Source organism: Chryseobacterium sp. NFX27 (assembly GCF_049887855.1).
In the GTDB taxonomy this organism is placed as follows: domain Bacteria; phylum Bacteroidota; class Bacteroidia; order Flavobacteriales; family Weeksellaceae; genus Chryseobacterium.
Map to the genome: position 1 here is coordinate 130,724 of NZ_JAGEKK010000009.1, position 18,407 is coordinate 149,130.

At 38.4% G+C, this 18,407-nt stretch carries 18 protein-coding genes; 10 read left to right on the forward strand and 8 right to left on the reverse strand.

Annotated features, from left to right (window positions below; all coding sequences use genetic code 11):
- Nucleotides 1-124: 124 nt before the first annotated feature.
- The 3 genes from J4Q03_RS12285 to J4Q03_RS12295 all read right to left on the reverse strand — a co-directional run bounded on the left by J4Q03_RS12285 (nucleotide 125) and on the right by J4Q03_RS12295 (nucleotide 3,021).
- The gene (locus J4Q03_RS12285; protein ID WP_426048464.1) at nucleotides 125-826 is read right to left on the reverse strand and encodes a DsbA family oxidoreductase; all 702 of its coding nucleotides are present in this window, start codon (nucleotides 824-826) and stop codon (nucleotides 125-127) included.
- Between the two features lie 84 nt (nucleotides 827-910).
- On the reverse strand, nucleotides 911-2,083 hold the full coding sequence (locus tag J4Q03_RS12290) for an MFS transporter (protein ID WP_426048465.1): 1,173 nt from the start codon (nucleotides 2,081-2,083) through the stop codon (nucleotides 911-913).
- A gap of 2 nt (nucleotides 2,084-2,085) precedes the next feature.
- Complete coding sequence (locus tag J4Q03_RS12295) at nucleotides 2,086-3,021, reverse strand: alpha/beta hydrolase (protein ID WP_426048466.1); 936 nt, start codon at nucleotides 3,019-3,021, stop codon at nucleotides 2,086-2,088.
- A gap of 159 nt (nucleotides 3,022-3,180) precedes the next feature.
- Between J4Q03_RS12295 and J4Q03_RS12300 the strand changes: the two genes are divergently transcribed.
- On the forward strand, nucleotides 3,181-3,561 hold the full coding sequence (locus J4Q03_RS12300; RefSeq protein ID WP_426048467.1) for a winged helix-turn-helix transcriptional regulator: 381 nt from the start codon (nucleotides 3,181-3,183) through the stop codon (nucleotides 3,559-3,561).
- 2 nt (nucleotides 3,562-3,563) lie between these two features.
- On the opposite strand, the gene J4Q03_RS12305 is transcribed toward J4Q03_RS12300, so the two are convergent.
- Nucleotides 3,564-4,748 carry an MFS transporter gene (locus tag J4Q03_RS12305; protein ID WP_426048468.1) on the reverse strand — a complete coding sequence of 395 codons (1,185 nt, stop codon included), beginning with the start codon at nucleotides 4,746-4,748 and terminating at the stop codon, nucleotides 3,564-3,566.
- 407 nt (nucleotides 4,749-5,155) lie between these two features.
- Here J4Q03_RS12305 and J4Q03_RS12310 point away from each other — a divergent pair, with 407 nt between their 5' ends.
- Nucleotides 5,156-5,887, forward strand: a complete 732-nt coding sequence (locus tag J4Q03_RS12310; protein WP_426048469.1) for an MBL fold metallo-hydrolase — start codon at nucleotides 5,156-5,158, stop codon at nucleotides 5,885-5,887.
- A 15-nt stretch (nucleotides 5,888-5,902) separates the two neighbouring features.
- On the opposite strand, the gene J4Q03_RS12315 is transcribed toward J4Q03_RS12310, so the two are convergent.
- On the reverse strand, nucleotides 5,903-6,244 hold the full coding sequence (locus tag J4Q03_RS12315) for a helix-turn-helix transcriptional regulator (RefSeq protein WP_426048470.1): 342 nt from the start codon (nucleotides 6,242-6,244) through the stop codon (nucleotides 5,903-5,905).
- Between the two features lie 617 nt (nucleotides 6,245-6,861).
- Here J4Q03_RS12315 and J4Q03_RS12320 point away from each other — a divergent pair.
- A complete protein-coding gene (locus J4Q03_RS12320; RefSeq protein ID WP_426048471.1) occupies nucleotides 6,862-7,455 on the forward strand; it encodes a Crp/Fnr family transcriptional regulator in 594 nt (197 codons plus the stop codon).
- Nucleotides 7,456-7,487: 32 nt separating this feature from the next.
- On the opposite strand, the gene J4Q03_RS12325 is transcribed toward J4Q03_RS12320, so the two are convergent.
- A complete protein-coding gene (locus J4Q03_RS12325; RefSeq protein ID WP_426048472.1) occupies nucleotides 7,488-8,117 on the reverse strand; it encodes a CatA-like O-acetyltransferase in 630 nt (209 codons plus the stop codon).
- A 245-nt stretch (nucleotides 8,118-8,362) separates the two neighbouring features.
- Between J4Q03_RS12325 and J4Q03_RS12330 the strand changes: the two genes are divergently transcribed.
- Nucleotides 8,363-9,208 carry an NAD(P)-dependent oxidoreductase gene (locus tag J4Q03_RS12330; protein WP_426048473.1) on the forward strand — a complete coding sequence of 282 codons (846 nt, stop codon included), beginning with the start codon at nucleotides 8,363-8,365 and terminating at the stop codon, nucleotides 9,206-9,208.
- Between the two features lie 52 nt (nucleotides 9,209-9,260).
- On the forward strand, nucleotides 9,261-9,716 hold the full coding sequence (locus J4Q03_RS12335) for a PPC domain-containing DNA-binding protein (protein ID WP_426048474.1): 456 nt from the start codon (nucleotides 9,261-9,263) through the stop codon (nucleotides 9,714-9,716).
- Between the two features lie 81 nt (nucleotides 9,717-9,797).
- Here the strand turns inward: J4Q03_RS12335 and J4Q03_RS12340 are convergent, their stop codons facing one another.
- Both J4Q03_RS12340 and J4Q03_RS12345 read right to left on the reverse strand, forming a co-directional pair.
- A complete protein-coding gene (locus tag J4Q03_RS12340) occupies nucleotides 9,798-10,319 on the reverse strand; it encodes a DUF4442 domain-containing protein (RefSeq protein ID WP_426048475.1) in 522 nt (173 codons plus the stop codon).
- A gap of 2 nt (nucleotides 10,320-10,321) precedes the next feature.
- Nucleotides 10,322-10,873 carry a TetR/AcrR family transcriptional regulator gene (locus J4Q03_RS12345; RefSeq protein WP_426048476.1) on the reverse strand — a complete coding sequence of 184 codons (552 nt, stop codon included), beginning with the start codon at nucleotides 10,871-10,873 and terminating at the stop codon, nucleotides 10,322-10,324.
- Between the two features lie 173 nt (nucleotides 10,874-11,046).
- On the opposite strand from J4Q03_RS12345, the gene J4Q03_RS12350 reads away from it, so the two are divergent.
- The 5 genes from J4Q03_RS12350 to J4Q03_RS12370 all read left to right on the forward strand — a co-directional run bounded on the left by J4Q03_RS12350 (nucleotide 11,047) and on the right by J4Q03_RS12370 (nucleotide 18,345).
- Nucleotides 11,047-12,069, forward strand: coding sequence for a ligase-associated DNA damage response exonuclease (locus J4Q03_RS12350; RefSeq protein ID WP_426048477.1), 1,023 nt, complete (start codon nucleotides 11,047-11,049; stop codon nucleotides 12,067-12,069).
- On the forward strand, nucleotides 12,066-13,646 hold the full coding sequence (locus J4Q03_RS12355) for an ATP-dependent DNA ligase (protein WP_426048478.1): 1,581 nt from the start codon (nucleotides 12,066-12,068) through the stop codon (nucleotides 13,644-13,646). The genes J4Q03_RS12350 and J4Q03_RS12355 overlap by 4 nt, the downstream gene beginning before the upstream one ends.
- Before the next feature lies 1 nt (nucleotide 13,647).
- Nucleotides 13,648-16,095 (forward strand): ligase-associated DNA damage response DEXH box helicase, encoded by a 2,448-nt coding sequence (locus tag J4Q03_RS12360; RefSeq protein ID WP_426048479.1) that lies wholly within the window; start codon nucleotides 13,648-13,650, stop codon nucleotides 16,093-16,095.
- Between the two features lie 123 nt (nucleotides 16,096-16,218).
- Entirely contained in the window at nucleotides 16,219-16,863 is a 645-nt protein-coding gene (gene pdeM, locus J4Q03_RS12365; protein ID WP_426048480.1) for a ligase-associated DNA damage response endonuclease PdeM, read from the forward strand.
- Between the two features lie 891 nt (nucleotides 16,864-17,754).
- Nucleotides 17,755-18,345, forward strand: coding sequence for a TetR/AcrR family transcriptional regulator (locus J4Q03_RS12370; protein WP_426048481.1), 591 nt, complete (start codon nucleotides 17,755-17,757; stop codon nucleotides 18,343-18,345).
- The last annotated feature ends 62 nt before the right edge of the window (nucleotides 18,346-18,407 follow it).

The window sequence follows — 18,407 nt, forward strand, 5'->3', positions numbered from 1 at the left end:
TTATTTAATAATTATTAATAGCTACCATAAAATTGATGAAGTAAAAGTTATACATTGGAAATACCAGCATAAGCTCTTAACACATTTACCCTTCAACTCAAGACTTTCAAACTTAATTATATGATTAAACACTACATCCGTCAGCATCACAAGATGCACCTCCTTCCTTGGAAAGATCTTTAAACGGACTTACTGTTTCTTTGTATGTCTGCTGAAGCGCATCAGCAAAAACTTCAGCGGGCTGTGCTCCGGATACCGCATATTTTCCATTCAGTACAAAGAAAGGAACGCTGGAAATACCATTGTTTTTGGCCTCCTGGATATCCTGGCTGATCTCATAATCAAACTGATCGGATGTTAAGGCCTGTCTGACTTCCTCTTTGTCTATATTTAAATTTTCCGCAAGAGAAATAAGTTCTTCAATATCTCCTACATTTTTCCCGTCGATAAAATGCGCTTTAAAAAGAGCTTCTTCCATCTCATTCGCCTTACCATATTTTTTAGCAAGATGAAGTAGCTTATGAGCTGTAAAAGTATTGATGACCAGAGCTTTTTCAAAATTAAAATCAATTCCTGCTCCTTTTCCCATCCGGGCAACCTGGCCAATCATTTGAGATGCCTGATCTGCAGGAAACCCTTTTTTCTCTTTAAAATACTCAATTGTATTCTGAGGTTGGGCAGCATCTAAGGTTGGATCCAGCTGGAAGCTCTTCCACTCTACTTCTATTTCATTTTTGAACGGCAGCTTTTCAAGAGCCTGTTCAAAATTATGCTTTCCGATATAGCAGAACGGACACATAATATCTGACCATATTTCTATTTTCATTCTTTATTTATTTTAGTTCTGATAAAATTACCAGACTACAAAATTACTACATTTCTTAATTGTAACAAAATTTATTACAATATATTAAGAACAGGGAATAACGATCTTTTGCTTTCGAGATCTTTTCTCAAGAATACTTCTGAGGATGATCATCAGAAAAGCCAGCATACCAAAGACAAAGCCTATCCATGGGTTATAGGAAGCTCCTTTGGTCACAATCATCCAGCCTCCCAGGGTAGTTCCCAGGGTTACTCCTAAATTTCCAAAAGAAGTAGCCAGGCTGTTGGCAAATTCAAGAGAACCCGGAACAGAAGAAATCATATAGGTTGAAGCATTTTGAAAGCTTGGAGAATACAGGAAACCCCAAATTGCGATACTTATAATATTGGCGGGCAGGCTGTCTCCGGAAAAATACAGCAGGAAGGGCATGATAACCGTACCGGAAAGAAACAGAGCCGTTGTTTTTGAGACATTCCAGCTTAACATTTTTCCAGCTATCCAATTGGAAAAAACACCAATAATCCCAAACAGAAAAAGCATATAGCTAACCATGGTTCCATCCATTCCTTTTGCTTTATTCAGATAATCCGCAAAATAACTGTAGGTGGAAAACCAGGCTGTTATCATGAAAAAGTTCATGGCTGTACTGACAAGAAATGTTGGCTGTGTCAAAATTTTAAGCTGGCTTTTGTAAGATTTCTTCTCTCTGACGGGCATTGGAGGAAGTAAAAAATAGATAACCGCCAAAGCTACCGTACTGACTGCGCCCTGGATAATGAAAGAAGATTCCCATATCCATATACTGGCCAGCCATGTTGCAAAAGGAACTGTTGTCACCATAGCCAGGGCAACCCCGATAAAAACAATTCCCATCAGCTTGTTCGCCTGCTTTTCATCAGCACCGGATACGGCGACAGACAATGCTGTGGCAATATAAACAGGCTGTAAAAAAGCCGGAAGGATCCTCACCAGCATGAGAAGCCAGAATGGCGGCGACAGTGAAGAAACTACAGCGGTAAATAAAAAGATGGAAATTGCGGCAAGCATGACTTTTCTGCGGTCAGATCCGGACATCAGTAAAGTCATGAAAGGTCCCGTTAAAGCTATGATCAAAGCAAAAGCACTGAGCAGCCAGCCAGCTTTATCTATACCTATTTGATAATGTTCCGCGATTTGTGGAAGAATTCCAATGACTCCGAATTCAGTGGTAATAACTGCAATGAATCCCAGGCAGCCGATATATGCATATTTTTTCATCCCTATTTCGCTTTAGTTTTAAAATACTGCTTGGCAAACGCTGAGATTTCATTTACTGCGTATTGCACTTCATTCAGGATTTCTCCCATATGCATAAAGCCATGAACCATATCCTTATAAAAACTGATATGGACAGGAATTTCTGCATCTTTCATATGCTGTGCCAGTTCTTCCCCTTCATCTTTTAACGCATCATGTTCAGCAATAAGAACCAATGTAGGCGGTGTATTTTTAAAATCTTTTATCAAAACCGGTACTGCCAAAGGATTTGGATGATGGGCTCCTTCAGGATGATACCATTTCCAGGCCTGGATACCTCCTTCTTTGTTTAAAACCGGCCCGGTTTCATACATTTTCCATGATTTTGTATCCAGTTGATTATCGGCTGCAGGATAAATCAGTATCTGGAATTTCAGAAGCTCTCCTATCTGGGTTGAAACGCCGGCAGCAAGAGCTCCGCCGGCACTGTCACCAATTATTCCGATTCGATTTCTGTCAATTCCAAGTGATTCGGCATTGTCAGAGGCCCATTTTACGGTATCCACGCAATCATTTAATCCTGCAGGAAAAGGATGTTCGGGAGCCAGCCGGTAATCAATGAAGATTATTACTGACTCTGTTGCATTGGCAAGTTTCCGGACCACTGCATCATGGGTTTCGAAGCCGCCGGCAATGAACCATCCGCCATGTATATAAATAACAGCCGGTGATTTCTGGTTATCTTTCCCTTTTGGACGGTAAATCCGGACCGGAACTGAGTGGCTTTCCATAGGTATATTCAGTTCTTCTATCATGGCAACAGGTTCTTTTTTTCCGCTGAGCTGAAGCGTCATGGTTTCAAGATATTTCCTGGTATCATCCAGTGGATCCTTTGCGTTAAATGACTGTATTTTTTCTAAATGACTGATGATCTGGGTTATTGGAGATGTTAGATTCATTACTCTTTATTTTCTGTTAATACTATTTTTCTCAGGAATGTAAGCGCTATTATTCCCGGGCTGCTGTTTATTTTCAGTTTGTGAGGACAAAATTAATTTTCAAACCTTACATTTGTACTGTATACATCTAATTGTATGGTACTAACAAATTTGTAAGCTATGGGGAAAATAAAGGAAAATTCAACGAATAATATTAATAAAAAGTATATCCAGGAATGTGATTTGTCTTATGCAGTCTGTAAAATCGGCGGAAGATGGAAGCTTTTGATTCTAAACAGATTAAAAGACGGGAAACTGCGTTTCAGTGAAGTTCGTGACCTGATCTGCGGAATTACTGAAAGAATGCTTACTTTACAGCTGAGAGAGCTGGAAAAAGAAGGATTGGTCAAAAGAACCGTGCATGCGGAAGTTCCGCCAAGAGTAGACTATGAGCTTACGGATATAGCACGGGAGCTGATTCCGATATGGGAAGAGCTCGAAAAATGGGGGAATAAGCACAGAGATTTAGTTCAGGGGCCTATGGCTGAGGCTGAAAATTAAATTTAGGATTTATTTATTCTGTTGCAGAACAGCACATGAGCAATGATCGCCAGCAAGCCAAAAGATGCGCCTACAAAGCATACTCCCTCCCATTGTGCATATTGCCAGGCTACAGAAGCAAGCCATGTACCGAGTGATCCGCCAATAAAATAAGAGACCATATAAACGGTATTCAGTCTGTTGACCGCATTGGATTTAATTAAAAAGTAATTGGTCTGGTTCATAATATGGCTGGACTGTACGCCAAGGTCAACCAGGATAACCCCAACGATAAGGCCCCAATACGTTTCCCCTGCAAAATAGGTGAACGCCCAGCTTCCCACCACTATAAAGAGTGAGTACAATATAATCCTGTTGATATCCAGGTATTTTTGAAGTTTACCCACTTTTGCCGCTGCCAGTGCTCCTACAGCTCCGGCCAGTCCGAAGCTTCCCACTACGGAAGAACCGGCATTGAAAGGCGGTTTTTCCATATGAAAGACCAGGGTTGTAAATAAAGCACACATAGATCCGAAAGCCATCGCTCCACGGAATGATGCGAGCTGCAATATGGGTTGTGTTTTTGCCAGATGAACCACGGAATTCATCAGCTCTCTGTATGTTCCTTTGAAATTTGGCTGCATTTCCGGAAGCATTTTGTAGACGGCAATCCACACCAGTATCATTAGTCCTGCCGCAATTCCGAACATGGCTCTCCAACCCCAGACTTCGCCTACAATACCACCAATAAAACGTGACAAAAGTATTCCAAGAAGCAATCCTGACATCACAAGTCCAATATTGGAAGATTTTTCTTTGTCTGAAGATAATTCTGCTGCAATAGGTACGAACAGCTGAGGAATCACAGAAGTTGCTCCTATCAGCAGGCTTGCTGCGTACAGCATCCATAATTCGGTGGCAAAGGTCATCCAAAGCAATGATCCGAATACAAGAACGAGATCAAATAATATTAATTTCTTACGGAAAAATTTATCTCCCAAAGGGACCAGCAGTAAAAGCCCCAGTGCATAGCCTATCTGAGTAAGCACGGAAATTCTTCCTGCTGCGCTTTCAGAAACATGAAAATCGTCGGAAATGAGTGCCAATAAAGGCTGATTATAATAGTTGTTGGCTACCACAAGACCCGAAATGACAGCCATAAGCCAGATCACAGTTCGGGAAATGCCGGAGGATAAATTTGCCTGCATGATATGATTAGAATTATTTCAAATTACTATAGACGGATAGAAAAATTATTTCAGACCGGTTAAAAATTAAACATTGAAACAGTCAGAATAAGCAGTTTCTCTAAGATCAGCAAAGATAGTCAATTTCAAAAAAAGAGGCCGTTTATTTCGAACGGCCTCTTTCAATCAACTATGGCATTTAATCTTAAAAAATTTATCAGCAGGAAATCGGGAACTGTTTTTTTCGTCAGTAGTAGCTTTACAGAAAGTCAGCCATGTATTTTGTGTCATATCTCTAACGGAAAAGTACCTGTGAATATTTTGCAGTTGTTTTCTTTTTTTCAAATTAATAATCTGATCGTTTTTTCCGATGGGTTCTATTGAAAAAAAGGTTTTCAGGTTTTAGAAATATTAGGGAAATTTGCAGAATGAAAATCATTCCACTTAAAGAAGGCAATTTTTCAGCCAGCAAAACAAAGGACTTTACATTGTTGACGGATGAAAATTTTGATACCGTAAAAGGGATTAAAATGTCTGTGCAACCGTTTCTTATTGTTACAGAAAGCGATTATATCCTTCTTGATGCAGGTATAGGATGGAAAAATGCTGAAGAAAAAACTGTTATTTCAGAGCTAATGCAAAAAGAAAATATACATCCCGGACAGATTACGAAGCTTCTCCTGTCTCATCTTCATAAAGATCATATTGACGGCAGTATTCAAAACAGTGAAAATGGTTTTGCACCTGCATTTCCGAATGCCGAAATTTATATTCAAAAACGGGAACTGGCTTTTGCCATGCAAAATAAAGGAAACCCTTCTTTTGATTTTGACACCCTCGAAAAGCTGGTCAGCCTGCCCAATATTGTATGGATGGATGAAGACCAGGGAAATATTGCTAATGGGATTACTTTTGAAGTAGTGGGCGGGCATACCCCTTTTATGCAGGTATTCTGGATCAGAGAAAACGGGGAAACTGCTTTTTACGGGGCAGATGATCTCCCCCAGGAATCTTATCTTAAATATCATCTGGCCTATAAAAGTGATTTCGATGGCAGAAAAGCCATGGAACTAAGACAGAAATGGCAGAAAGAAGCTGCTGATGAGCAATGGAAAATACTGCTTTACCACGATCTGGACAAAGCAGTAATCCAAATATAATTCAATAATTCTAGTTTAAAGATCATTAAACCACTTATAAATATCCAGTTCGGAAGGAATATTCAGCTTTTTACGGATTCGGTTCTTTCTGTTCTGAATGGCTTTTGGGGTCACAAAAGTATAGGTTGCAATTTCCTTAGTGGTAAAGTTGAGTTTTAGATAAATGCAAAAAATCAGTTCAGAATTTTTGAGATTGGGGTGTATTCTAGCTATTTTATCAAAAAAATCAGGGTAAACTAATCTGAATTTATTCAGCAGACGCGGGGAGTTTTCTTTAGCCAAAGTGATAATTTCGTCCTGCATAAAAATCTTTTGGTTCAAATCTTCTAAATTAGATTGCGGTTTTTCGTTTTTCATAGTATTTTTCTCATCTCTACTTATTTCTGATGCTTTATATACAGCACCAGTGCCTGGTCTTCTTCTCCTGCTACGATAGCAGCTGTTTATGATGTTTTATGATGAAGCTGCAGTTTGCAATTCCATGATTTATAATTTAATAGTAATAAATACATTTTGACGGTTCCGGTATTTTTCTTACAAATACTTTATCTGACGTTTATTCTTTCAGCTATTAAATGGAGCAAAGAAAGAGAAAATGATTAAAATTTTGCAGAATTGAAATACCACATACATACCACGCCTTGCTTATAAAAAGTATATTTATTCTATTTCCAGCTTAAGTTTAAGACTAAGCTGTATTTTCATATGTAAACAAATTTAGCCGATGTAAGTCTTGCTTTTTATGATCTTAATCAATGTTTTTATGGATTTTACGTTCTAGTTTAATGGACAACAGTAATTTTAAATTTGAAGAACACCTGATTCTTGTGGTACGCATATGGTATCTCTTATTGAGGAAAATTGATTAAAATTGGCCGTTCTTTACATTATTGAAATCTCAAGTTTTCCTGTTGGCAATATCGAAGTATCAATACTAAACGGGTGCTTAAAATTTAATCAAAAACTTATTAACCATGATTATTGAAGATTTACTCATTTCGTTTGGAGCGGAAACTAAAGAATATAAAGCGGAAGATATTATTTTCCGAGAAGGAGAATTTTCTATGTTTTATTATCAGATTGAGCAGGGACAGGTAAAGCTTAACAATTATACAGAGAGCGGAAAAGAATTTATTCAGAATATATTTTCAAGCGGTCAAAGTTTCGGAGAGTCTTTACTGTTTGTAGGCCGTCCCTACCCTATGAATGCAATAGCAATGGAGGACTCCACTGTTCTCAGACTTTCAAAATCCCGTTTTATGGATTTGATCAATAAAAATCAGGAGGTTTCTCTTAATGTATATAAATGTCTGGCAGAAAGAATGTATTACAAATATATGATGCTGTACAATCTTTCTGTCCAGAATCCCGTGTTGAAACTTAAACAGCTTCTGGACTACCTTAAAAGTTATTATGATGACAAAAGTCCCTATTCTTTTCAGGTCCCTATGACACGGCAGCAGCTGGCTTCTCTCACCGGTCTCCGTGTAGAAACGGTGATAAGAGCCATAAAAAGTATGGAAAAAGATCAAATTTTAAAAATAGAGAACAGAAAAATTATGTATTGATTCTTTTTTTATAAAATAGGATTTCACAGTACTTAATTCTCGTCAAGCTGTTTTTGAAACTCCTCAAGGTATCTTGCAAGATGAATGCCGTCTGCCAGGCCATGATGCGCCTCCACAGAAACAGGAAGATACTTTCTGCCGTCACGGATACTGAATTTCCCGAATGTGATCTTCGGGACAGATTCTGAATTGTTAAAACCGGTAGGATGAAGCAGCGCACTGAATGAATTCCACGGAATGGTTGTATGCCGGATCAGGTCTTTGCCAAGCTCGCCATTATTCATTCTCAGTCCTGAAGAATGCTGTACGGCATCTATTTCCTGCTGCATCACGTCATTAAAAGCATTGAAGTCTTCCGAGAAAGGAATAAAAGCAAAGCCGAAAGTTCCGTCTGCCCTTCCGATCGTAGTTCCCGCATGGATGGCATCATACAAAACCACCTGTCCGTCTACAATTCTGAGTTTCAGTTCATCTACAGCATTCACAGCAACCATGGACCTGTGGAGATAAGTCGCGAAAAAAGAATGTCCGTTTTCCTTTGCATAAGTATAAGCCTTAGTACAGTCAACCTCAGTGGTAAAGCCAAAATACGGACTTGCCATTTTCGAAAAGAATTCAAAATGCTCTTTCCTGTTCCAGTTTTCAATATCTAGGATCCTCATCTGTTTTATTTGCTGCAAATTTCAGTAAGTTTTCCCGTTTATAAAAGTTTAACAGGAAAATATTACAGAAATAGGCCATCAAAATATAATCAAACCGTAATATAAAAAGTAAATTTCGGTCAGTTTTTTGATGCAAATACAAGAGGATTACATTATTTACCTGATTTCCAGGGAAAATTCCCTATCAATATTCAACGGTTTAATTTATTACAGAAACCGGCACTTTAACTATAATTCAAAATAATATGGAGACAGAAAAAATAGGATTCATCGGGTTGGGAAATATGGGGCATCCCATGGCTAAAAACCTTGAAAAGGCAGGCTTTCCGCTTTCAGTTTACAACAGATCATTAGAAAAAGCTGAAGATTTTAAAGAAAAGTCAACGGTTTGCACTCAAATTCCCGAATTGGTTAAAAACAGCAGCATTATATTCACTATGCTCACGGATGATCATGCAGTAAAAGCAGTCTATGAGGAAATCCTAAAATTAGATATCAGCGGAAAACTCTTTATAGACATGAGCACAATTTCCCCTATGGCTACCGCTGAACTGAGTGGTGCAGCTAAAATAAAAGAAGCTTCTTTCATAGATGCGCCGGTAGCCGGAAGTACCGTTCCCGCTGCAGAAGGCACCCTGATTATTATAGCCGGTGGTGAGGAAAAAGATATAGAACGGGCCATGCCTTATCTTGAAAAACTTGGAAAAGCAGTGAAGCATTTAGGGGGAAACGGAAAAGGAATTGCCGGAAAACTATCCATCAATTATTTTCTTTCTGCTATTTATCAGGGATTGGCAGAAACCATCCTGTTTTCGGATAAACTGGGAATTGAGCGTGCCGATATGCTGGAAATCATCAACGAAAGTGCCAGTGGAAGTGGCGCTACCAAAGTAAAAACGCCCATGCTCATCCTCAATCAGTATGAACCCGCTTTTGCGCTGGATCTGATGCTGAAAGATATTCTCCTTGCCCGGAATGCAGGGGCTGGCTTCCCTTTATCAAAAGTGCTCAGTGAGACCTATCAATCTGCTCATGATGAAGGCTTTGGTAAAGATGATGTGATTGGCATTATCAATTACCTGAAAAAGTAAAATGAAAAAGAGAATTCGATCAGCTTAAATATTAATCTTAACTGTCAATACAATGGATATACAGAATTTTAAAGAAAATAATTGGTCTGCGAGAAAAGTTGATCAGATTTATATTGTAAGTGTGAAAGATGGGTCAGGAATTGTTGATGCACTGACTGATTTTGTCAAAAGCCAAAATATACAGGCTGGAGAAATTACAGGCATCGGAGCCGTCAGCGAAGCCACGCTGCGTTTTTTCAGGCCTTCTGATAAAAATTATGTTGATAAGACCTTTAACGAGCAGATGGAAATGACCAATATTTCGGGAAATGTTTCTGAGATTGAAGGAAAGCCTGTGCTGCATCTTCATATTACTTTAGGAAGAGAAGACTATACCGCTTTAGCCGGCCACCTTCTGGATGCTAAGATCCGGGGTGCCGGAGAATTTATTTTCTATCCGCTGAATACAAGAGTCGTGAAAGTTAAAAATGAAGAAGTTGGGATCAATTTTTATGATTTTGAAAAATAAATGACAACCTGTAAAATTTGAATTTTCTAAAAAAAATCATTGGTTTGTATATTCTGCTTAAGAATAATTATTAACCTGATTTTATTTTTTTTGTTCACGCTTTTGCTTATAGAAACTTTTGTCGGCAATATAAACTGTTTTCCTTATTTCACAGTAAACAGTTTCTTTATTTCTGTCTGTGAGCTGGGTTACTTTTACAATTTCAATCTCATTTTCATTTTTTATCCTTTCTGCTATTGCTGCCAGTTCCTCTTTGGTGTAAATGAAATCTGCATACAGATCAACATTCGCAGGACGTTTAAAATAGATTTCTGCAGATTTATCCCAAATTACATATTGATGGTCTGTAAGAGATATAAGCTGTACCATGGGAATAGGATCAACTGACGAAAACATACTGCCCCCGAAGATCGTTCCCATATAATTTCTGTTTTTATAGCTGATAGGAAGCTTAACGGATATCTTCAGAAGATCCTGAGAAACGTATTGGATCCTGGCAGTGCTTCTCCGGTACATTGGAGATAAATTGAATCCCCACTTAAACAGCTTTGGCAATCCGATTATTTTGCTCCCATACTGAGTTATTTTTTGGTAAAAAGCCATTCTTATCGTTTTAAATTGTTAATATACTGATTCAGTAAAACCTGAATTTCATCTTTAGGGTACAGCCTGCCGATTTGTGCCAGACCAACCAGCATAGATAACAGCTCCATTGCCTTCATTCTGCAGTTTTCAATCCTATGAAATTCTTTCCTTTCAACACCGGATTGTAAAAGGTCTGCCGTATGAGACAGTATCGTCTGGTTGAATTCTTTCAGTTTTTCAGTAACCTTTTCATCCAATGAACTATAATCCGAGGCCAAAGTCCCTGTCAGACAAATCTGTTGCCGATCAATAAGAAAAAGATAATAACCGAACAGCCCTCTTAATTTTTCTTCCGCAGACAGTTCCATCTGAGAGTTTTTAAGATTCAGTATATGCTGACGGTGAGTTTCAATAATAGCCAAACAGAGATCCGCTTTCGATGGAAAATGATAGTGTATTGATGATGTTTTTATATTGATAGTTTTCGCTATATCAGCATAGCTAAAAGCGTTGTACCCTTTTTCACTCAGTAATTTATTTCCGGTTTCTATTATTTTATCTTTAGTTTTCATTATCTATCTAGTAATAGGTAGATAAAAATACAAAAATAAACTGAACGTCTTAGATTTATTTTCCAATTATATTTTTTGCTCGAAATTGAATATTTTGGTTAGGTTTTTGAAGGATAAATTGCAGCCGATCCAATAACTGCAGCAGTTATTATAAACAACAAAATATTTTTCCATTGAAACTAATAACATTCACAAAAAAAGGAATTTACTGTCCGCAGGGAAAATTTTATATTGATCCCTGGAGACCTGTGGATCTCGCGGTGATCACCCATGGACATGCGGACCACGCCCGTTGGGGAATGAAGAAATACCTTTGCCATCATTATACAAAGCCTATTCTCTACCAGAGAATCGGGATCGATATTGAATGTCAGGGAGTTGAATATGGTGAAACACTTCATCTTAATGGTGTAAAAGTTTCATTACACCCTGCAGGCCACATTATCGGTTCCGCACAGGTAAGATTGGAATACAAAGGCTATGTCACCGTTATCTCAGGCGATTATAAAGTACAGGAAGACGGTCTGAGCACCCCTTTTGAATTGGTGAAATGCAATGAGTTTGTCACAGAAAGTACTTTCGGGCTTCCCATTTATAACTGGCTTGAAGTTCCTGACCTCAATAAAAAACTTCAGACATGGGTACTCAAAAATCAGGAAAACTCAAAAACATCAGTATTTATAGGATATTCCTTGGGAAAAGCCCAGCGTATTATGAAAGCGGTAGAAAGTCTGGGGAAAATATATGTTCACTATTCCATCGGAAAACTGAATGAAGCCTTTGAATCCGCCGGAATTGATCTTCCGGATTACACGATCGCTGATTTCAGAGAAAACGCCAAAGAAGTTCAGCATGAAATTGTTCTTGTTCCCCCGGCATTGCTTGACAGCAATATCATTAAAAAAATACCCGATGCGGCCACAGCAATCTGCTCAGGCTGGATGCAGGTGCGCGGTGCCAGAAGGTGGCGGAGTGCCGATGCAGGATTTGCCATGAGTGATCATGCCGACTGGAAAGGACTTTTGCAGGCCGTAAAAGCTACAGAAGCCGAAATAGTACACGTTACCCACGGACAGACCGAAGTTTTTTCAAAATATTTAAATGAAATAGGGATCAGGTCAGATGTTGTACAAACCCAGTTTGGGGAAGACGAAGAAGAATCTGAAAAAGAAATCATTGAAAATCCCGGGCCATGAAACATTTTGCAGATTTGATCAATGCTTTGGAAACTACCAATAAGACCAATGCAAAAATAGACGCCATCATCGATTATCTGGAACGGGCTCCGGATGAAGATAAAGTATGGTTTATTGCTCTGTTTACAGGAAAAAGACCCAAAAGAAATGTCAATACCAATTATATGAAAGAATGGGCTCTGGAGATCACACAACTGCCGTTCTGGCTGTTTCAGGAAAGCTATTCCTCAGTGGGAGACCTGGGAGAAACACTTTCTCTTATCCTTCCCCCGCCAACCGAAAAAATTGACCGTACTTTATCCCAGTGGATGCTGGATATTGTTGATTTAAAAGATAAACCGGATGCTGAAAAAAAAGAATTTGTATTAAAATCATGGAACGGACTGGATTATACAGAACGCTTAATCTTCAATAAATTACTGGGCGGAAGTTTCAGGATCGGCGTTTCAGATAAAACGCTCATCAATGCCCTTACTAAGTTCTCTTCCCAGGAATCCAGTACCCTGATGCACAGTCTCATGGGAAAATGGATCCCGGGCGAAGTATCATTTCAGGAACTGATCTCGGCCGAAAATATCAATCCGGACAATTCAAAACCCTATCCGTTCTGCCTTGCCTATCCACTGGAAAAAGAGCCGGAAGAACTTGGTAATCCCGAAGACTGGCAGATAGAATACAAATGGGACGGAATCCGCGGGCAGATCATAAAAAGGAATGATGAAGTCTTTATCTGGTCAAGAGGTGAAGAACTCGTCACCGATCAGTTTCCGGAAATCAAAGAGACCGTAAAGGCTATGAAGGGGAACTTTGTTTTAGATGGAGAAATACTTGCGGTAAAGGATACTAATGTTTTAAATTTTAATGAATTACAGAAAAGATTAAACAGGAAAACTTTAACAAAAAAAATGCTGGCAGATATTCCTATCGAAGTTTTTGTCTATGATCTGCTGGAACTTGAAGGGACCGACCTTCGTGAAAAACCTATGGCCGGAAGACGGGCCATGCTTGAAGAATTGCTTCTGAATGAAACGCCTGAGAACATTAAGCTTTCGAAGGTCATAAACTTTGAAAAATGGGAGGATCTGAATACAATACGAGAAGCATCCAGGGAGATCAACAGTGAAGGCCTGATGCTGAAGCAGAAAAATTCCCCTTATCATGCGGGAAGAAAAAAAGGCGACTGGTGGAAATGGAAAGTCAGCCCTCTGACTATTGATGCTGTTCTAATTTATGCTCAAAAAGGAAGCGGAAGGCGAAGTGCCTATTACACGGATTATACATTTGCTGTAAAGAACGGAGACACCTTGGTAACCATTGCAAAAGCCTATTCCGGGCTCACCGATAAAGAAATTATGGAAGTCAGCAAGTTTGTCAATAAAAATGCCATAGAAAAGTTCGGACCTGTACGTACCGTAAAAGCAGAATTGGTCTTTGAAATCGCCTTTGAAGGCATTGGATTCAGCAGCAGGCACAAAAGCGGCGTCGCCCTGAGATTTCCGAGAATTGTAAGATGGCGTAAAGACAAAACCGTAGACGAAATTGACGAACTTGAAGAAATAAAAAAACTCATCCAATAATTTGAAAACATTTGAAAACAGCAACGGATTCAGCGTCATTCAGCAGTGGATGGCTGGTAAAGGCATTTCTCCTTTCAAATTTCAGATCGATACCTGGCAGAAATTCGGAAGCGGATACAGCGGAATGGTCGTCGCCCCTACCGGATTCGGGAAAACATTTTCTGTGTTCCTTGCTTTGATTTCAGATTTCATGAACCGCCCGGAAGACTATAAAAAAGGGCTGAAAATGATCTGGATTACTCCTCTTCGGTCTTTGTCCAAAGATATTGCTAAAGCTATGCAGGAAGCAATGGATGAAATTGGCCTCGACTGGACTGTTGGAGTACGAAATGGAGATACCGACCCGAAAATAAGACAGCAGCAGGTAAGAAATATGCCGGAAATTCTGGTTGTAACACCTGAAAGTCTTCATCTGCTTTTAGGACAGAAAAATCATGCCCGGTTGTTTCAGAATATGAAATGTGTCGTAACTGATGAATGGCATGAATTATTAGGTTCAAAGCGCGGTGTCATGGTTGAGCTTGCTGTTTCTCAATTAAGAAAATATGTTCCTAAAATAAAAATATGGGGAATCACCGCAACGATCGGAAATCTGGATGAAGCGATGGATGTTTTAATTCCTTATGATATTAAAAAAACAAAAATTACAGCCAAAGAACATAAAAAAATAGATATTCTTCCGGTCATTCCGGATGAGATTGAAATTCTTCCCTGGGCCGGACATTTGGGAGCAAAACTTGCCGACAAAATAGTTCCCATTATTCTGGATTCAAAATCCACCATTGTTTTTACCAATACACGAAGCCAGAGCGAAATGTGGTACCAGCTCCTGCTGAGTGCCTATCCTGATTTTGCAGGCCAGATCGCTATTCACCACAGCTCTATTGATGCCCATCTGCGGATCTGGATCGAAGAGAATTTAAGTGCAGGAAAACTGAAAGCCGTTGTATCCACTTCCTCATTAGATTTGGGAATAGATTTTAAACCCGTGGATACTGTCATTCAGATCGGTTCGGCAAAAGGTGTGGCCAGGTTTCTGCAGCGTGCCGGACGAAGCGGGCACTCCCCCTTTGAGACCTCTAAAATTTACTGCGTTCCCACCCATTCTCTTGAATTGATTGAGGTGGCTGCTTTGAAGGAAGCTGTAAAACAGAAAGTGGTTGAGCCTCGTGAACCGCAGGTTTTATGCTTTGATGTGCTGGTACAGTTTCTCATGACCCTAGCCATTGGTGACGGATTTTATCCTGAAGAAACATTTGAAAGAATAAAAAAAGTATTTGCTTTCCAGGAAATGACCGGAGAAGAATGGAAAAGTATTCTTGATTTTCTGACAATCGGCGGAAGTGTTTTAAAAAGCTATGAAGAATTCCACAAAATAGTGATTATGGAGGACGGTCTTTATAAAGTAACCTCCAGAAAAATAGCTATGCTCCACCGGATGAATATGGGCGTTATTGTAAGCGATGCCATGCTGAAGGTAAAATTTATCTCCGGCGGTTATATCGGAATGGTTGAAGAATATTTTATTTCAAAATTAAAAAAAGAAGAAAAATTCATCCTGGCCGGAAGAACGCTGGAAGTGGCTATGATCAAAGATATGACGGTTTATGTCCGTGCAGCAAAAGGAAAGGCCATGGCCCCAAGCTATCTCGGCGGAAGGTTGCCTTTAAGCTCTAATCTGGGACATTTTCTAAGAGAAAAACTTTCTCATGCCTTAAATTCGAAAGCTTCAGAAAAAGAACTGAAATTCTTACACCCCTTATTAGCCAATCAGGAAAAAAAATCCCACATTCCCAAAGAGGACGAATTTCTTGTTGAACTTATCAAAAATCGTGAAGGCTATCACCTGTTCATGTATCCCTTCGAAGGCCGGCTTGTACACGAAGTGATGGCAGCACTCATCGCTTACCGGATTTCCAAACTGACTCCTATCTCCTTTTCTATGGCGATGAATGATTACGGTTTTGAACTATTCAGTGATAAGGAAATTCCTTTAAACGGAGAAAATCTTGATAAAATCCTGACCAGGGAAAACCTGATGAATGATGTGATAGCGAGTATCAACTCTGCGGAAATGGCGCGAAGGAAATTCCGGGATATTGCAGTAATCTCAGGAATGGTCATACAGAATTATGCGGGAAAACAACGTTCCAATAAATCACTTCAAAGCTCTGCAGGCTTAATTTTTAAAGTTTTGGAAGATTATGATCCCAATCATTTTCTTGTCAGACAGGCATATACCGAAGTTTTCAATATGCAGCTGCAGGAGCCGCGTCTTGTGGAAGCCTTTAAAAGAATTGAAAAATCAAAAATCATTTTAAAATATTCCCATACCTTTACCCCACTGAGTTTCCCGATCAAGGTAGACAGCCTGAGACAGACGCTTTCGAGTGAAAGTCTGGATGCCAGGATCAGGAAAATGGTAGAACAGGCTGGAAGGAGTGGTTAAAGTTTTAGAGTTCAAAGTTATAATTATGATTAATGAAGTTTGACTATGTTGCAGAGGAAATTCTATTTTCATCTTCCTTTTCAAAATCATTGATACATTTTACATCGTACATTGTACAACAAAATGAATATTGCAGAAAAAAATATTATCCTTAACAACGAAGTTTTCACGCTGACCAATCAGCGTGCCGCATTTTGGAAAAAAGAGAAAGCCCTGATTTTATCTGATCTTCACATTGGGAAAACGGCCCATTTCCGGAAAAACGGAATTGCGCTCGCCAATCATATCATGAAAAGCGATCTGGAAAGGCTTTCCGTTCTTATTGAATATTTTCAGCCTGAAAAATTTATAGTGGTTGGAGATTTGCTTCATGCAGGAGATAATTCAGATGTAGATGCGTTCTGCAGCTGGAGAAACCAGTATTCGGATCTTCATTTTTATCTTATTAAAGGAAATCATGACCGTCTATCAGCTGCACTGGAAAAGAAATTGTGTCTAAATTTCAGTGCTGATTCTTTGACAGTTGACGGTTTCACTTTCGTCCATGACTTTGATAATACTTTGCCGGAATTTCAGATCACAGGACATATCCATCCCGGTGTCATATTAAATTCTGCGGTGAAAAAAATAAGGCTTCCATGTTTTGTCCAGACGGCTAACCAATTACTTCTTCCGGCTTTCAGTGAATTTACCGGATTGGACACCAAAAATATTCCCAAAGGCGGAAAATTCTTTGTATTTACAGATTCCGAGATTCATGAATATTAGGCAGAATATATCTTAATAATTGTGTTCCCTTTATATTTCATTAATAAGCGAAGCGCCCTTGTTTACCTTAAAATTCATGCATCTATTATTTCTTAGTCTACCCTTGCGATTAAAAAAATCAACTCAAATATTTAAACAAAAGACAGTCTCTGAATATTAAAACAAACTCAAAGGCAGAAAATTCTTTGTATTACAGATTCCGACATTCATGAATATTAGGCAGAATATAATCTTAACAATTGTGTTCCCCTTGTATTTCATTAATAAGCGAAGCGCCCTTGTTTATCTTAAAATTCCATATATTTATTATTCTTTGTCTACCCTTGCGATTAAAAAAAATCAACTCAATATTTAAACCAAAAAAGTCTCTGAATATTAAAACAAACTCAAAGGCAGAAAATTCTTTGTATTACAGATTCCGAGATTCATAAATAGGCAGAACATCTTAACAATTGCGTTTCCTTTGTATTTCATTAAATAAGCGAAGCGCCCTTGTTTATCTTAAAATTCCATATATTTATTATTCTTTGTCTACCCTTGCGATTAAAAAAATCAACTCAATATTTAAACCAAAAAAGTCTCTGAATATTAAAACAAACTCAAAGGCAGAAAATTCTTTGTATTTACAGATTCCGACATTCATGAATATTAGGCAGAATATAATCTTAACAATTGTGTTCCCTTTGTATTTCATTAATAAGCGAAGCGCCCTTGTTTACCTTAAAATTTCATATATTTATTATTCTTAGTCTATCCTTGCGTTTAAAAAATCAACTCAAATATTTTAACTCCAAAGATTACTAACTCTATAACCTTCACAGCATATTTGTTTGATAATAAAAGTTTGTATTTTAAAAATTCCGTTCCTTTGCAATAAAGCCGCCTATACCAATGAAAAAATCAGAAGCAACCCGATTAAATATTCTTCAGAAAGCCTTTGAGCTGATCTATACGAAAGGATACCAAACCACCAGCGTTGATGAGATCATTGCGACTACTCAGGTAACAAAAGGTGCCTTCTATTATCATTTTAAAACAAAAGACGAAATGGGGCTGGCGATCATTAATGAGCTTTTGATCAGTAATTTCAAAAATACTTTCATTAAACCGCTGGAAACCAGTAATTATCCACTGAAAAGCATTTATGATCTGATGCACGGCATTTTAATGGAAAACGATTTTTTAAAGGTTGAATACGGCTGTCCTGCCTCTAATTTCACTCAGGAAATGGCTCCCTGGCATATAGATTTCACAAAAGCATTAAACTTGCTTTCCAAACAATGGGAAGATGCGATAATAACCTGTATTGAAAATGGAAAGAAAGAAGGAAAGTTAAAAAGTGATATTGACGCAAAAGAAATAGCAGTTTTTGTGATGTCAGGCTATTGGGGAGTAAGGAATTTAGGTAAATTAGAAAATTCAAAATCGGTGTATCTAATTTATTTAAAAGGACTTAAGTCCTATTTTGACTCACTTCAATAATTTTTTTATCAAAAAACATACTAATTAGTATGTTTTTGTTATACCTTTGGACTGTTCAAAAA

Coding starts and splice junctions, on each gene's coding strand:
- J4Q03_RS12300 (WP_426048467.1), top strand. CDS start 3,181: ATGGGGAAAATAAAGGAAAATTCAACGAATAATATTAATAAAAAGTAT.
- J4Q03_RS12325 (WP_426048472.1), bottom strand. CDS start 8,117: ATGAGGATCCTAGATATTGAAAACTGGAACAGGAAAGAGCATTTTGAA.
- J4Q03_RS12320 (WP_426048471.1), top strand. CDS start 6,862: ATGATTATTGAAGATTTACTCATTTCGTTTGGAGCGGAAACTAAAGAA.
- pdeM (WP_426048480.1), top strand. CDS start 16,219: ATGAATATTGCAGAAAAAAATATTATCCTTAACAACGAAGTTTTCACG.
- J4Q03_RS12335 (WP_426048474.1), top strand. CDS start 9,261: ATGGATATACAGAATTTTAAAGAAAATAATTGGTCTGCGAGAAAAGTT.
- J4Q03_RS12290 (WP_426048465.1), bottom strand. CDS start 2,083: ATGAAAAAATATGCATATATCGGCTGCCTGGGATTCATTGCAGTTATT.
- J4Q03_RS12285 (WP_426048464.1), bottom strand. CDS start 826: ATGAAAATAGAAATATGGTCAGATATTATGTGTCCGTTCTGCTATATC.
- J4Q03_RS12370 (WP_426048481.1), top strand. CDS start 17,755: ATGAAAAAATCAGAAGCAACCCGATTAAATATTCTTCAGAAAGCCTTT.
- J4Q03_RS12315 (WP_426048470.1), bottom strand. CDS start 6,244: ATGAAAAACGAAAAACCGCAATCTAATTTAGAAGATTTGAACCAAAAG.
- J4Q03_RS12305 (WP_426048468.1), bottom strand. CDS start 4,748: ATGCAGGCAAATTTATCCTCCGGCATTTCCCGAACTGTGATCTGGCTT.
- J4Q03_RS12310 (WP_426048469.1), top strand. CDS start 5,156: ATGAAAATCATTCCACTTAAAGAAGGCAATTTTTCAGCCAGCAAAACA.
- J4Q03_RS12355 (WP_426048478.1), top strand. CDS start 12,066: ATGAAACATTTTGCAGATTTGATCAATGCTTTGGAAACTACCAATAAG.
- J4Q03_RS12330 (WP_426048473.1), top strand. CDS start 8,363: ATGGAGACAGAAAAAATAGGATTCATCGGGTTGGGAAATATGGGGCAT.
- J4Q03_RS12340 (WP_426048475.1), bottom strand. CDS start 10,319: ATGGCTTTTTACCAAAAAATAACTCAGTATGGGAGCAAAATAATCGGA.
- J4Q03_RS12295 (WP_426048466.1), bottom strand. CDS start 3,021: ATGAATCTAACATCTCCAATAACCCAGATCATCAGTCATTTAGAAAAA.
- J4Q03_RS12345 (WP_426048476.1), bottom strand. CDS start 10,873: ATGAAAACTAAAGATAAAATAATAGAAACCGGAAATAAATTACTGAGT.